This is a genomic window from Mesorhizobium sp. 113-3-3, from assembly GCF_016756495.1.
Taxonomy (GTDB): domain Bacteria; phylum Pseudomonadota; class Alphaproteobacteria; order Rhizobiales; family Rhizobiaceae; genus Mesorhizobium.
Genome location: NZ_AP023243.1, coordinates 5596477 through 5611636, shown reverse-complemented (window position 1 = coordinate 5611636; position 15160 = coordinate 5596477). Strand labels below are relative to the sequence as shown.

Here is a 15160-nt window from a genome sequence, read left to right as displayed (position 1 = left end):
ATGAAACCCTTGCCCGAAATCAAGGTCCATCCGAAGCGCCCATCGCTCGATGATCGTCCGCTCGACAAGCGCGTCGGTCTGATCATCCTGGCCACGGATCACACCAGCGAGCCCGACTTTCGCCGCATGGTGGCGAGCGAAAGCATCGGTGTCTATGTCGCGCGCATTCCCTATGCCAATCCGACGACGCCGGAAAACCTGCGCAAGATGCAGCCGGCGCTGACGGCGGGCGCGGCGCTCATCCTGCCCGACGAGAAACTCGATGCGATCTGTTACTCCTGCACCTCGGCCTCGGTGGTGATCGGCGATGCCGAGATCGAGGTGGCGGTCCAGGCCACCAAGCCAGGCGTGCCCGTGGTCACGCCGCCAATGGCCGGCGTGCGCGGGCTGAACGCTTTCGGCGTGCGCCGGATCAGCATCCTCACCCCTTACACGGTCGAAACGTCCAGGCCGATGGCGGCCTACTTCGCCGCGCGTGGTTTTGAGATCGCCAGCTTCACCTGTCTCGCCTTCGAGGACGACCGCGAGATGGCGCGAATCCCCCCGGCAACCCTTGTCGATCTCGCGCGCCAGACGACCCACCCACAGGCCGACGCCCTGTTCGTGTCCTGTACGGCGCTGCGCGGAGCGCTTGCCGTCACAGGGATGGAACAGGCAATCGGCCGCCCCGTCGTGACCAGCAACCAGGCCAGCGCCTGGAACTGCCTGCGGCTGTGTGGCGATGAGACGCCGCGTCCCGAATTCGGCCGTCTGATGACACTGTCGCTGCCGCGCGATTGATGACCATGGCAACCGTCTCCCTTGGCGATATCCGCACAGCTCGCGACCGCATTGCCGGCAAGGTCGAGCGCACGCCGGCCGTTTTGTCTCCGAGCCTTTCCGAGCGTCTCGGTGTTCCCGTTCACCTCAAGCTCGAGCAGCGCCAGACCACCGGTAGCTTCAAGCTGCGTGGCGCCTCGAACGCCGTCGCTTCGCTCAGCCCGGAAGAAAAAGCGCGCGGGGTCGTCGCGGCCTCGACCGGCAATCACGGCCGGGCACTGGCGCATGCGGCGAAGCTCGAAGGTATGCGCGCGGTGATCTGCATGTCGCGGCTGGTCCCCCAGAACAAGCTGGACGAAATCCGCCGGCTCGGCGCTGAGGTTCGCATTGTCGGCAACAGCCAGGACGACGCCCAGCAGGAGGCCGAGCGGCTGGTGGCTGATGAGGGCCTGGTGATGCTGCCGCCCTTCGACCATCCCGCCATCATCGCCGGGCAAGGCACGCTCGGGCTGGAGATGATCGAGCAGGTCCCGCATGCCGGTCTCGCCCTGGTGCAGCTTTCCGGCGGCGGCCTGGCCTCCGGCGTGGCCGCGGCCGTCAAAGGGATCAACCCCAGGACAAAAGTCATCGGCGTTTCGATGGCGCGTGGCGCTGCGATGAAAGCAAGCCTCGACGCCGGCAGGCCTGTCGCCGTGGAGGAACTGCCGACGCTGGCGGATTCGCTCGGCGGCGGCATCGGGCTCGACAACAGGCTGACCTTCGCCATGTGCCGCGACCTGCTCGACGACGTCATCCTGCTCAGCGAGGACGAGATCGCCGCCGGCATCCGCCACGCCTATGCGCAGGAGCGCGAGATCGTCGAGGGCGCCGGCGCGGTCGGCATCGGGGCACTGCTCGCCGGCAAGGTCAGGACGAACGGGCCGGTGGTTGTACTGCTCTCCGGCCGCAACATCGACATGAATGCGCACCGCGGGATCGTCTGCGGCGAGGCAATCGGGGAGCGCGCCGCATGAGCCGTATGACGATCCTCACCGAGGCCGAGCTACGCAAGATCGTGAAGCTCGATCTCGATGCCGTCGCTTGCGCCGAGAACGCGTTCCGCGCGCTGGCAACGCTGCCGGTGGCGATGCCGCCGATCCTGCGCCTCGATATTCCCGAGCATCGCGGCGAGGTCGACGTGAAATCCGCTTATGTGCCTGGTATTGACGGCTTCGCCGTGAAGATCAGCTCCGGCTTCTTCGACAATCCCAAGCTCGGCCTGCCAAGCGGTGGCGGCATGATGGTGCTGCTTTCGGCAAGGACCGGTGTGGTCGAGGCGCTGCTGCTCGACAATGGCTACCTCACCGATGTCCGCACCGCCGCGGCTGGCGCGGTCGCGGCGAAGCATCTGTCGCGCGAGGACTCCACCGTGGCCGCGATCTTCGGCGCCGGTTTGCAGGCAGGTCTGCAATTGGAAGCACTGCGTCTTGTCAGGCCGATCGCGGAAGCACGCATCTGGGCGCGCGACGCCGCCAAGGCCGAAGCCACCGCTGCCCGCTTGCGCGAAGAACTGGGCATTGTCGTGCGCGCCGTATCAGACGCGGCGAATGCCGTCGCCGGCGCCGACATCATCGTCACCACCACGCCTTCGATCGAGCCACTGATCAAGGCAGGCTTCGTCGCCGCCGGCCAGCACATAACCGCCATGGGCTCGGACGCCGAACACAAGAACGAGATTGCCCCCGCCATCCTGCGCATGGCCGACCTCTATGTCGCCGACAGCGCGCGCCAGACGCGGCGCCTGGGCGAACTGCATCATGCCATCGCGGCCGGCGTAATGGCGGCCGATGCCGAGGTGACCGAGCTCGGCCAGATCATCGCCGGCACAAAACACGGCCGACGCTCGGCCAGCGACATCACCATCGCCGACCTCACCGGTACGGGTGTGCAGGACACCGCGATTGCCACGCTCGCGCGCGATCGCGCACGGGCAACCAATGCCGGAACCATTTTTGAAAGCTGATGCTGGCCGCAAAGCATGATCCGGAAAGGGGTAACCGGTTTTCCGACCAGATCATGCTCCAAGGCCCAACAAACGAGGACCAAGAACAATGCAACCAAACCTGAAATTCTCGCGCGGCGAATTTGCGGATCGCCTCGCCAAGACGCGGCAGGCGATGGAGGCCAAGGGCGTCGATCTCCTTGTGATCAGCGACCCCTCCAACATGGCCTGGCTCACCGGTTATGATGGCTGGTCCTTCTATGTGCACCAGGCGGTCATCGTGCCGCCATCGGGCGAGCCCGTCTGGTACGGCCGCGGCCAGGACGCCAACGGCGCCAAGCGTACCGCCTATCTCGCGCATGACAACATCGTCGGCTACGCCGATCATTACGTGCAGTCGACCGAGCGCCATCCGATGGATTTCCTGTCCAGCGTGCTCATCGATCGCGGCTGGGGCAAGCTCACCATCGGCGTCGAGATGGACAATTACTGGTTCTCGGCCGCTGCGTTCGCGTCGCTGCAGAAGCATCTGCCCAACGCCCGCTTCGTCGATGCCACCGCCCTGGTCAACTGGCAGCGCGCGGTGAAGAGCCCGACCGAGATCGACTATATGCGCAAGGCCGCCCGCATCGTCGAAGCCATGCACCAGCGCATCGTCGACAGAATAGAGGTCGGCATGCGCAAATGCGATCTCGTCGCCGAGATCTATGATGCCGGCACGCGCGGCGTCGACGGCATTGGCGGCGACTATCCGGCGATCGTGCCGCTGCTGCCGTCCGGCGCTGATGCCTCGGCGCCGCATCTGACCTGGGACGACCAGCCGATGAAGCGGGGCGAGGGCACCTTCTTCGAGATCGCCGGCTGCTACAACCGCTACCACTGCCCGCTGTCGCGCACCGTCTTTCTCGGCAAGCCGACGCAGGAATTCCTCGATGCCGAGAAGGCGACACTGGAAGGCATGGAGGCGGGGCTTGCCGCTGCAAAGCCCGGCAACGCCTGCGAGGACATCGCCAATGCCTTCTTTGCCGTCTTGAAGAAATACGGCATCGTCAAGGACAACCGCACCGGCTACTCGATCGGGCTGTCCTATCCGCCGGACTGGGGCGAGCGCACGATGAGCCTGCGCCCCGGCGACCGCACAGAACTCAAGCCCGGAATGACCTTCCACTTCATGACCGGCCTGTGGCTGGAGACGATGGGGCTGGAGATCACCGAGTCCATCCTGATCACCGAAACCGGTGTAGAGTGCCTGGCCAATGTACCGCGCAAACTGGTGGTGAAGAATTGAGCCCGATGTCCAGCCTCCGCCCGTCGCCGATCGCGCCGACCGTCGATTTCGATCGTGACGGCGTCCAGCATGGTTTCCTGCGCTTGCCTTACAGCCGCGATGACTCGGCCTGGGGGTCGGTGATGATCCCGATCTGTGTCATCCGCAACGGCAAGGGCCCAACCGCGCTGCTTTCCGGCGGCAATCATGGCGACGAATATGAAGGGCCGCTGGCGCTCTACGACATTGCCCGCACGCTCGATCCGAAGGACGTCAACGGCACGGTGATCATCGTGCCGGCGATGAACTATCCCGCCTTCCGCGCCGGTACCCGCACCTCGCCGATCGACAAGGGCAACATGAACCGCAGCTTTCCCGGCCGGCCGGATGGCACGGTGACGGAAAAGATCGCCGACTATTTCCAGCGCGAATTGCTGCCTCGCGCCGACATCGTCTTCGACTTCCACTCCGGGGGAAAGACGCTGGATTTCGTCCCGTTCTGTGCTGCCCACACTCTGCCTGACAAGGCGCTGGAGCAGAAAGCCTTCGATGCTGTCGCGGCATTCTCCGCACCGTTCTCGATGCGCATGATCGAGATCGATTCCGTTGGCATGTACGACACGGCGGCCGAGGAAATGGGCAAGGTCTTCGTCAGCACCGAGCTTGGCGGCGGCGGCACCTCGCGCGCGCAAACGGTGCGGATAGCACGGCGCGGCATTCTCAACGTGCTTCGTCATGCAGGCATCGTTGCCGGCGCGGTCGAGAAGGGCAGAACGCAATGGCTGGACATGCCGTCAGGCGACTGCTTTTCCTTCGCCGAGGAGGACGGCATGATCGAAACCATGGTCGATCTCGGCGAGCCAGTCGAAACGGGCGTGGTGCTGGCGCGCATCCATTCCACCGGCCGCACCGGCATTGCCCCGCAAGAGATCCGGGCAAAAATGTCGGGCATGCTGGCGGCGCGGCATTTTCCTGGCCTGGTCAAGGCTGGGGACTGCGCGGCGGTGGTGGCCGTGGAGGTCGATTGATCGAAGGCGGCTGCGTCCAGGCATATGCGGCGCGGTCTCTGGCAGTTGCGGCTGGCCGCGCCGGATTTTCTGCATCGGATGGAAGTTTAAATTAACGAGAGGCAGACAAACTAGGCTCGGCAAGCGGACCCTCGCTCTGCTGCCATCGTTGCGGGCATTGGACTGCGCGACATGGCGATGATCGTTGAACGCCGGGCGCCTGGTCTGAATCATGAGATCTTCGACTGGAGAACACTATCCGGCGCTGGACCATGTTCGTGGCCTTGCGGCTTTCCTGGTCTTCACCTGGCATTTCCTCCACCAGTCTCCGCAGGGGCCGGTGCCTTACGATTTCGTGCCGGCTCTGCCCATCTTCAGCCTTCTGGATGAAGGGTACACCGGCGTTGCATTGTTCATGACGCTCTCCGGCTACCTGTTCGCCAAGCTTCTTGATGGGAAACGGGTCAGCTATCTGCCCTTTTTCGCCAACCGGGCGCTGAGGCTGCTTCCGCTCCTGCTGGCCGTGATAGCCATCGAGGCTGGCCGCAGATATGCGGCGGGCCAGCCCCTGGGTGCGTATCTCACCGACGTCGGGAAGGGGCTGATCTTTCCCACCCTCCCGAATGGCGGTTGGTCGATAACCGTGGAAGCCCACTTCTACATCTTGCTGCCGTTCCTGCTGATGGCGTCCGCACGCTTCCTGTTCGCACCCTTGCTGTTCATCACGGCAGCCATTCTGCTGAGGTGGGCGCTTTACGTGCAGCTCGGCGAGGTGCAGTCCGTGGCGGCCTGGACCATTATTGGCCATGCCGATCAATTCCTCGCCGGCATCCTTGCCTTCCATCTCCGCGCCCATGCGAAGGGCCGGCACTGGCTCGCGCTGGCCGTTCTGCTGGCCTTTTCGGGATTCTTCTGGTGGTTGGATGCTGCGGGAGGATTTTACCAACTTGAGCGCTATCCCTCGCCGCATTGGATATGGATCATCCTGCCAACGGTGGAGGCGGCGGCCTATTCGTTTGGGATCGCTTATTACGACACCAGCTTCCCGAGGCAGCGAGCAGGCCTGCCCTTCAAGATGCTGGAGAAGGCGGGGGCTTACAGCTATTCGATCTACCTCCTGCACCTGTTCTTCGTCATGCAGTTGGCGGCGTTCATCAACACGAACGTCATGGACATAAGCAATCTCTACATTGCCTGCCTCTGGTCCTTGCTGTGCTTTCTGGCGACCATCCCGATCGGCTATCTCAGCTACACCTGCATCGAAGCGCCATTCTTGCGCTTGCGTATACGATATGCGGAGCCGGCTGCTGCTGATCCGATCCTGTTCAAGGATAGGCCGGCCACGGCAGCCTAGGTCCGGTTGCTTGTACGTAGGTTCACTGCCACATATTGCAACATCAATTCTCGGCATGAGGAATCGCCATGTCTCCCGTCAGCCGCCTGCCGGCACGCGCCCTTGCTCCGCGTCGCCACGATGAAATTTTCAGGCGGCTGAGCGCCCAGGGTTCGGTCAGCGTCGCCGAACTGGCCGAGTTCTTCGATGTCTCGCGCGAAACCATCCGTCGTGACCTGAAGCTGCTTTCGGACCAGGGCAGGCTCGGCATCGTGCATGGCGGTGCTGCCCGGTTCGAGCCGAGCGAACCGGCGATGAGCCTGCGCAGCCAGGAAAACGCCGGTGGCAAGGCGGCGATCGGCAGGGCTGCCGTTGATCTGGTGAGGGATGGGATGGTGGTCTTTCTCGATTCCGGCACCACCACAATGGCCGTCGCGCAGGCGATGACGGACCTGCGCGATCTCACCATCTGCACCGCCAGCCTGAAGATCGCGCTGCATCTGTGCCATGTCCCCGGCATGCGCGTGCATATGCTGGGCGGCGAGATCGATCCAGGCGAGGAGGCGGCTTCCGGCATCGACACGCTGGATGCGATGGCCCGCTTTCGCGTCGACATCGCCTTTCTCGGCGGCGGCGCCCTGTCGCCCGATGGCGAGGTCACGGACTTCACCCGCGCCGGGGCCGAGCAGCGCGGCCGCATGATCGCGCTCGCCGGCAAGGCCTATTTCGTGCTCGACAGCAGCAAGTTCGGCAAGCTGACGCCGCTCAGGATTCCGAATTTCGAACGGGCCACCGGGGTGATCGTCGACGCCAGTCCTGAACCCGCCCTTGTCGAGGCGCTTCTGCGGAAAGGTCCTGAACTCATCGTTGCGACTTGATGTGATATTTTGTGACTTTTTGAGTTGATATTTGGTTTTCCTGTGTTAGTGTCCGCCATCCCTTCAAATGGCGGAACACTCATGGCACATGAATTTCCCACCCAGGCACGCGTCGTCATTGTCGGCGGCGGCATCATCGGCTGCTCTGTCGCCTATCATCTGACCAAGCTCGGCTGGACCGATGTCGTGCTGCTCGAACAGGGACAACTCAGTGGCGGCACCACCTGGCACGCTGCCGGCCTTGTCGGGCAGCTGCGCAGCCATGCCAACATGACCAGCCTGATCCGATATTCGACGCAGCTCTATGGCGAGCTGGAGGCCGAGACCGGGCTCGCCACCGGCTGGAAGAATTGCGGCTCGCTGTCGGTGGCGCGCACGGCCGACCGCATGACGGTGCTGAAGCGCACGGCTGCATCGGCGCGCGCTCAAGGCGTCGAGATCGACGTCATCTCGCCCAGGGAGGCCGGCGATCTCTGGCCCGTGATGGCAACGAACGATCTGGTCGGTGCCGTTTGGCTGCCGGGAGACGGCAAAGCCAACCCGACAGACCTCACGCAATCGCTGGCAAAGGGCGCGCGCAACCGCGGTGCGAAGATTTTCGAACGAGTGAAGGTTACCGGCATCACGGTGAAAAATGGCGTCGCCTGCGGCGTCGAGACTGATCGCGGCAACGTCGCCGCCGAGATTGTCGTCAACTGCGCCGGCCAATGGGCGCGCAAGGTCGGTTTGATGTGCGGCGTGTCGGTGCCACTGCATTCGGCCGAGCACATGTACATCGTCACCGGCCGGATCGATGGCGTGCACCCGGATCTGCCGGTGATGCGCGACCCTGACGGTTTCATCTACTTCAAGGAAGAGGTCGGCGGCCTGGTCATGGGTGGCTTCGAGCCGCATGCCAAGCCATGGGGCATGAATGGCATTCCGGAAAACTTCGAGTTCGCGCTGCTGCCCGACGATTGGGACCAGTTCGAGATCCTGATGGAAAACGCCCTTGTCCGCGTGCCGCAATTGGCTGAGGCCGAGGTCAAGAAATTCTACAACGGCCCCGAGAGCTTCACGCCTGACAACAATTTCATCCTCGGCGAGGCGCCGGAGCTGAAGAATTTCTATGTCGGCGCCGGCTTCAACTCGATGGGCATCGCCAGCGCCGGCGGCGCGGGCAGGGCGCTGGCCGAATGGATCGTCAATGGCGCGCCGACCATGGATTTGTGGCCGGTCGACATCAGGCGCTTCGCCGCCTTCAACAACAATCCGCGCTGGCTGCATGACCGGGTCAAGGAGACGCTCGGCCTGCACTACGCCATGCCATGGCCGAACCGCGAACTCGACACCGCACGGCCATTCCGCCGCTCGCCGCTCTATGATCGGCTCGCCGCCAAGGGCGCCTGTTTCGGTTCGAAAATGGGCTGGGAACGCGCCAACTGGTTCGCGGCCGCAGGAGAGAAAGCCGAGAACGACTATGCCTTCGGCCGCCAGAACTGGCACGAGGCGGTGCGGCGCGAGATGAGGGCGACGCGCGAAGCCGTCGCCATCTTCGACCAGACCTCCTTCGCCAAGCTCCTCGTCCAGGGCCGCGACGCCTGCGCCGTGCTCAACCGCATCTGCGCCGGCAATGTCGATGTGCCGGTCGGCACGTCGGTGTATACGGGCGTTCTCAATGCGCGCGGCGGCCATGAAAGCGATCTCACCGTGATGCGAATCGGCGCGGAAAAATTCCTCATCGTCACCGGGTCCGCGCAGGCGGTCCACGACGCTGACTGGATCGTCAAGAACATCCCGACCGAGGCCCATGCCGTCCTGACCGACGTCACTTCCTCTTATGCGGTGCTGGCTGTGATGGGGCCGCGCTCGCGCGATCTGCTCGGCAAATTGACCTCGGCGGATCTCTCCAATGCCGGCTTCCCCTTCGGCACCATTCGCGAGATCGATATCGGCTACGCCACCGCCTATGCCAACCGCATGACCTATGTCGGCGAGCTTGGCTGGGAGCTGATCGTGCCGACCGAATTCGCCGTCGGCGTCTACGAGGCGCTGCACGAGGCGGGTCGTGAGTTCGGTCTCCTGGACGCCGGCTATTACGCGCTCGACGCCTTGCGCATCGAAAAGGGTTTTCGCGCCTGGGGCCGGGAATTGACGCCGGATATCAACCCCTGGCAGGCCGGGCTTGGCTTCGCTGTCGCCATGGACAAGCCGGGCGGCTTCATCGGCCGTGACGCGCTGGTCGCGGCAAAGTCGTCAGCGCCGACCAAGCGCATCGTGCTGCTCACGCTCGACGATGCCGAACCGATGCTTTGGGGCGGCGAACTGATCCTGCGCGACGGCAAACCGGTCGGCGAAGTCCGCTCGGCAGCCTATGGTCACACGTTGGGACGCTCGGTGGCGCTCGGGCTGATCGGGAATGAAGTCGGCGTCGATGCCGCGTTCCTCACCGGCGGCCGCTTCGAGATCGACCTCGCCGGCCTTCGCCATGCCGCGACGGCGCATTTGCGCAGCCCCTATGATCCGAAGTCGGAGCGCGTGAAGGCCGACGCGGTCGTGGTGAGGGCGGCTGCGTAGAGACGCTCAATCCGTCGACATCGACCGTGCCATGTCGAGAAAGGCGCGCACCAGCTTGCCGCCGCTGCGTTCGCGCAGGCAGATCAGCGCCTCGTCCATCAGCGTCTCGGGTGCATCGATGGCGATCGGCACCAGACGCGAATCCTGGCCGAATTCGGCCGCCGACACAAAGCCGATGCCGGCGCCCGAGGCGACGATTTCTCGCACGGCCTCGCGGCCTTCGGCTTCGATCACTGGCCTCAATTCGACTTTCGACGCCGCAGCCAGGTCTTCGAGTTTCTGACGCGTCTTCGAGCCGCGTTCCCGCATGACCAGCGATTCCTGCGCGAGCTGCTTCAGCGTCAGCGATTTCTTGCCCGACAGCGGATGGTCGATGGAAGCGAAGGCGATGATCGGCGTCGAGTTCAGTTTCAGCACCTCGAAGTCGCGCCCGGCCGGCACCTCGCCCAGCACGCCGATATCGGCGTCGTAACTGTACAGGCTGCTGATCACCGTCTCGGTGTTGCCGGCGCGCACCGAAACCTGCACGCCTGGGTAGCGGGCACGGAAGCTGCCGAGGATATGCAGCAGATGATGCGCGGCATCCGCAACGATGCGCAGCGTGCCGGAGCGCAGCGCGCGTGACTCGGTCAGAAGCTCGAGCGCCTGCTGCTCGGTGTCGAACATACGGTGGGTTATCTCGAGCAGCTTCTGGCCCGAATGGGTGAGCGTGACCTGCTTCTTGTTGCGGTTGAACAGCAGCACATCATACTCTTCCTCCAGCTTGCGCACCTGGTCCGATATGGCCGGCTGGGTCAGGAACAGCGCTTCGGCGGCCCGCGAAAAACCGCCTGAGATTGCCACCTGATGAAAGGCCCGCAGCTGAACGTAGCGCATTCTTTTTCACCTTCGAGACGCGGAATGGTGAGGCAAGTTATCATAAGGCCAGATTTCCTGAAGGTGGAAACGAACGATTTAGCTTATGCTAAACAGGTGAACTTATCCGGCTTCACAACCGTGTCATGACCGAGATGCAATTTGCGCCGGGTGGTTCACTCTACCATCGCAGAAATCGATACTTCGATACAAAATAACGATTTTACAAATATGTCGTTCCGGCCAAGAATAAAGCCACATCAAAGCAGCGATCTGTCGGAGGACACCATGCGCGCCGAGACGAAGTTTGCCGCGGAGCCGCTGGCCAGTCCGGCGCTGGGCGAGCCCTATCTGCTGACGCCGGGTCCGCTCACCACGGCCTATCAGGTCAAGCAGGCCATGCTGCGCGACTGGGGATCGTGGGACGGCGATTTCCGTGCCATGACATCAGACATGCGCCGCCGCCTGCTGGCGCTGACCGGGGACGCGAAGGACGAGTTCGACTGCGTGCCGATGCAGGGCAGCGGCTCCTTCTGCGTCGAGGCGATGCTGGGTTCGTTCGTGCCCAGGGACGGCAAGGTGCTGGTGCTGGCCAACGGCGCCTATGGTCTGCGCGCCGCGCAGACCATGCAGTATCTCGGTCGCGCCTATACGCTGATCGACAAGGGTGATTATCTGCCGCCGCGCGGTGACGAGGTGGCGGCCGCTCTCGAGGCCGACCCGGCCATCACGCATGCGATCGCCATCCATTGCGAGACCAGCTCCGGCATCCTCAACCCGGTCGCCGAGATTGCCGAAGCCGTCCATGCCAAGGGCCGCAAGCTGCTGGTCGATTCCATGAGTGCCTTCGGCGCCATCGCGCTCGACGTCAACGAGATCCGCTACGAGGCAATGGTTTCCTCGGCCAACAAATGCATCGAGGGCGTGCCGGGCTTCGGCTTCATCATCGCCCGCAAGAGCGAACTGGAAGCTGCCAAGGGCCGCAGCCATTCGCTGTCGCTCGATGTCCATGCCCAGTGGGCGCATATGAACAAGACCGGCCAGTGGCGCTACACGCCGCCGACCCATGTCGTCGCCGCCTTTCTCGAGGCACTGCGCCAGCACGAGGCCGAAGGCGGCGTCGCCGGCCGTGGCGCCCGCTACACCAGGAACCGCGACGTCATGGTAGCCGGCATGCGCGACCTCGGCTTTGAAACGCTGCTTAGGGATCGCTGGCTGTCGCCGATCATCGTCACCTTCTTCAACCCGGCCCATGCCAATTTCGCCTTCGACCGCTTCTACGAGCTGATGAAGGACAAGGGTTTCATCATCTATCCCGGCAAGCTGACGGTCGTGGATTCCTTCCGCGTCGGCTGCATCGGCCAGATGGACGAACATGTCATGCGCCGCGTCGTCGAGGCGGCGGCTTCCTCGCTGCAAGAGATGGGCGTCGATACCGCCGCTCCGCCAGCCGCGGCAATCGCCGAACGCGCCAAACTCGCCGCCTGAAGCGGCACCATTTCGAAGGAATTCCGATGAACCAGATGTCTCCCATCAACGTCGCCGTCAACGGCCGCACCTACGCCTGGCCGCGCGTGCCGGCCATCGCCATCTGCCTTGACGGCTGCGAGCCGGCCTATCTCGACGAGGCTATTCATGCCGGGCTGATGCCGGCTTTGGCCAGGATCAAGCAGAAGGGCACGGTGCGTTTTGCGCACTCGGTCATTCCAAGCTTCACCAATCCCAACAATCTGTCGATCGCCACTGGTCGTCCGCCGTCGGTGCACGGCATTTGCGGCAACTACCTCTACGAGCGCGAGACCGGCAAGGAAGTGATGATGAACGACCCGCGTTTCCTGCGCGCGCCGACCATTTTCCAGGCCTTCTACGATGCCGGCGCCAAGGTGGCCGTGGTCACCGCCAAGGACAAGCTGCGGGCGCTGCTTGGCAAGGGTCTTGCCTTCGACGAAGGCCGTGCGCTGTGCTTCTCGGCGGAAAAATCCGACACCACAACCAGGGCCGAGCATGGCATCGACAATGCGTCGAAGCACTTTGGGCTGCCGGTGCCGGAGGTCTATTCGGCGGAGCTGTCGGAATTTGTCTTCGCGGCCGGCGTGCAACTGCTCAAGGAGTTCCGCCCCGACATCATGTATCTGACGACCACCGACTATGTGCAGCACAAATATGCGCCGGGCGTGCCACAGGCCAACGCTTTCTACGAAATGTTCGACAAGTATCTGACCGAACTCGACGCGCTGGGCGCGGCCATCGTCGTTACCGCCGACCATGGCATGAAGCCCAAGCACAAGGCGGATGGTTCGCCCGACGTCGTCTATGTCCAGGACCTGCTCGACGAGTGGCTGGGCAAGGACGCCGCGCGCGTCATCCTGCCGATCACCGACCCCTATGTCGTGCATCACGGCGCGCTCGGCTCTTTCGCCACCGCCTATCTGCCTGATGGTGCCGACCAGGCTGGCATCATGGCGCGGCTGGCGAAGGTCGACGGCATCATGCTGGTCGTCGACAGCCCGACGGCTTGCGAGCGTTTCGAGCTTCCTGCCGACCGTATCGGCGACATCGTGCTGATCTCGACCGAAAACAAGACGATCGGCACCTCGGAGCATCGCCATGATCTGGCCGCCCTCAACGAGCCACTGCGCTCGCATGGCGGGCTCACCGAGCAGGAGGTGCCGTTCATCGTCAACCGCGTGCTGCCCGATCTGCCGAACGAGCCGACACTGCGCAATTTCGACGCCTTCTACTACGCCACGATGGCGGCGGCGCTGGCGTGATGTCGAGCGTGATTGTCGACCCCCACTCCGCCGAGCTTCGCTCGGCACCTCTCCCCCGATCGACGGGGGAGAGGAAAGGCGCCAGATCCAGCCGGGGCTTAGCCCGTCAACATTGGAGCGCCGACCTCGCCTGATTTCCTCTCCCCCGTCGATCTGGGGAGAGGTGGCCCGAAGGGCCGGAGTGGGGGCGATCCTCCGCCGCGACGTATCCCAGAGTCTGCTGGAGCAGAGACCATGACCAAGCTTGACCCTGCCATCAAAGTTCGCCACGAGCCGATGCGTATCGCCGGCAAGAAGATCGATGCCGATGGCGTCGTCGAGGTGCGTTATCCCTGGAACGACACCGTTATCGGCACCGTGCCGGCAGGCCGCGCCGAGCATGCGCGACAGGCCTTCGAGATCGCCGCCGGCTACAAATCGAAGCTGACGCGCTATGAGCGCCAGCAGATCCTGTTTCGCACCGCCGAGGCATTGGCGTCGCGCCGGGAAGAGATCTCCGACCTCATCACGCTCGAACTTGGCATCTCCAAGGCCGATTCGCTCTATGAGGTCGGCCGCGCCTATGACGTGTTCACGCTGTCGGCGCAGATGTGCATCCAGGATGACGGCCAGATATTCTCCTGCGATCTCACCCCGCACGGCAAGGCGCGCAAGATCTTCACCACCCGCGAGCCGCTGAAGGCGATCTCGGCGATCACGCCGTTCAACCACCCGCTCAACATGGTCTCGCACAAGGTGGCGCCGGCGATCGCCACCAACAATTGTGTGGTGGTCAAGCCGACCGAACTGACGCCGATGACGGCGCTGCTTCTGGCCGACATTCTCTACGAAGCCGGCCTGCCGCCCGAAATGCTGTCGGTGGTGACCGGCTGGCCGGCCGATATCGGCAACGAGATGATCACCAACGAGAACATCGACCTGATCACCTTCACCGGCGGCGTGCCGGTTGGCAAGATGATCGCCCGCACCGCCGGCTATAAGCGTCAGGTGCTGGAACTCGGCGGCAACGATCCGCTGATCATCCTCAACGATTTGTCGGACGAGGATCTGGCAAAGGCGGCGGACCTGGCAGTGGCCGGAGCGACGAAAAACTCCGGCCAGCGCTGCACCGCGGTCAAGCGCATCCTCGTTCAGGAAAGTGTCGCAGACCGCTTCGTCCCGCTGGTGTTGGAACGAGCGAAAAAGATCCGCTTCGGCGACCCGATGGATCGCTCTACCGACCTCGGCACCGTCGTGCACGAGAAGGCGGCGGCCCTGTTCGAGGCCCGTGTTCACATGGCCGGCGAGCAAGGCGCCGAAATCCTCTACAATCCGGGCCGTAAGGGCGCCCTTCTGCCGCCGATCGTCGTCGATCGCGTGCCGCACACATCCGAACTGGTGATGGAAGAGACCTTCGGGCCGATCATCCCGATCGTGCGTGCGCCGGATGACGACGACGCGCTGATCGCACTGTCCAACTCGACCGCCTTCGGCCTGTCGTCGGGCGTCTGCACCAACTCCTTTCCCCGCATGCAGAAATACATCGCCGGCCTCCAGGTCGGCACGGTCAACATCTGGGAAGTGCCGGGCTACCGCATCGAGATGTCGCCCTTCGGCGGCATCAAGGATTCGGGCAATGGCTACAAGGAAGGCGTCATCGAGGCGATGAAGAGCTACACCAATGTGAAGACCTTCTCGCTGCCCTGGTCGTGATCGGGCAGCAATGACTGGCAGGATTACGAGGGAGCGGCCGACGCTCCCTCATTCGCGTTTC

General features: G+C 63.7%; 12 protein-coding genes. 11 read left to right on the top strand and 1 reads right to left on the bottom strand.

Annotation, left to right across the window (positions count from 1 at the left end; translation table 11 throughout):
- From eutA to JG746_RS27470, 8 genes are all read left to right on the top strand, one after another.
- Nucleotides 1-780: an ectoine utilization protein EutA gene (gene eutA, locus JG746_RS27505; RefSeq protein ID WP_202355586.1), complete on the top strand. Its 780-nt coding sequence runs from the start codon at nt 1-3 to the stop codon at nt 778-780.
- A 5-nt stretch (nt 781-785) separates the two neighbouring features.
- On the top strand, nt 786-1772 hold the full coding sequence (gene eutB, locus JG746_RS27500) for a hydroxyectoine utilization dehydratase EutB (RefSeq protein WP_202355585.1): 987 nt from the start codon (nt 786-788) through the stop codon (nt 1770-1772).
- Nucleotides 1769-2761, top strand: a complete 993-nt coding sequence (locus JG746_RS27495) for a cyclodeaminase (protein ID WP_202355584.1) — start codon at nt 1769-1771, stop codon at nt 2759-2761. Before eutB ends, JG746_RS27495 begins: the two co-directional genes overlap by 4 nt.
- 88 nt (nt 2762-2849) lie before the next feature.
- Nucleotides 2850-4028 (top strand): ectoine hydrolase DoeA, encoded by a 1179-nt coding sequence (doeA, locus tag JG746_RS27490; RefSeq protein ID WP_202355583.1) that lies wholly within the window; start codon nt 2850-2852, stop codon nt 4026-4028.
- Between the two features lie 5 nt (nt 4029-4033).
- Nucleotides 4034-5035: a N(2)-acetyl-L-2,4-diaminobutanoate deacetylase DoeB gene (gene doeB, locus JG746_RS27485; RefSeq protein WP_202355582.1), complete on the top strand. Its 1002-nt coding sequence runs from the start codon at nt 4034-4036 to the stop codon at nt 5033-5035.
- A gap of 211 nt (nt 5036-5246) precedes the next feature.
- Complete coding sequence (locus JG746_RS27480; protein ID WP_202355581.1) at nt 5247-6368, top strand: acyltransferase family protein; 1122 nt, start codon at nt 5247-5249, stop codon at nt 6366-6368.
- A gap of 68 nt (nt 6369-6436) precedes the next feature.
- Complete coding sequence (locus tag JG746_RS27475) at nt 6437-7225, top strand: DeoR/GlpR family DNA-binding transcription regulator (RefSeq protein WP_202355580.1); 789 nt, start codon at nt 6437-6439, stop codon at nt 7223-7225.
- 81 nt (nt 7226-7306) lie between these two features.
- On the top strand, nt 7307-9781 hold the full coding sequence (locus JG746_RS27470; protein WP_202355579.1) for a GcvT family protein: 2475 nt from the start codon (nt 7307-7309) through the stop codon (nt 9779-9781).
- A 6-nt stretch (nt 9782-9787) separates the two neighbouring features.
- Here JG746_RS27470 and JG746_RS27465 read toward each other — a convergent pair whose 3' ends face one another.
- A complete protein-coding gene (locus JG746_RS27465; RefSeq protein WP_202355578.1) occupies nt 9788-10657 on the bottom strand; it encodes a LysR substrate-binding domain-containing protein in 870 nt (289 codons plus the stop codon).
- 267 nt (nt 10658-10924) lie between these two features.
- Between JG746_RS27465 and JG746_RS27460 the strand changes: the two genes are divergently transcribed.
- The 3 genes from JG746_RS27460 (at nt 10925) to phnY (ending at nt 15099) form a co-directional block, all read left to right on the top strand.
- Nucleotides 10925-12124 carry a 2-aminoethylphosphonate--pyruvate transaminase gene (locus tag JG746_RS27460; protein ID WP_202355577.1) on the top strand — a complete coding sequence of 400 codons (1200 nt, stop codon included), beginning with the start codon at nt 10925-10927 and terminating at the stop codon, nt 12122-12124.
- Nucleotides 12125-12150: 26 nt separating this feature from the next.
- Nucleotides 12151-13407: a phosphonoacetate hydrolase gene (phnA, locus tag JG746_RS27455; RefSeq protein WP_202355576.1), complete on the top strand. Its 1257-nt coding sequence runs from the start codon at nt 12151-12153 to the stop codon at nt 13405-13407.
- Nucleotides 13408-13641: 234 nt separating this feature from the next.
- Nucleotides 13642-15099, top strand: a complete 1458-nt coding sequence (phnY, locus tag JG746_RS27450; protein WP_202355575.1) for a phosphonoacetaldehyde dehydrogenase — start codon at nt 13642-13644, stop codon at nt 15097-15099.
- Nucleotides 15100-15160 lie beyond the last annotated feature (61 nt).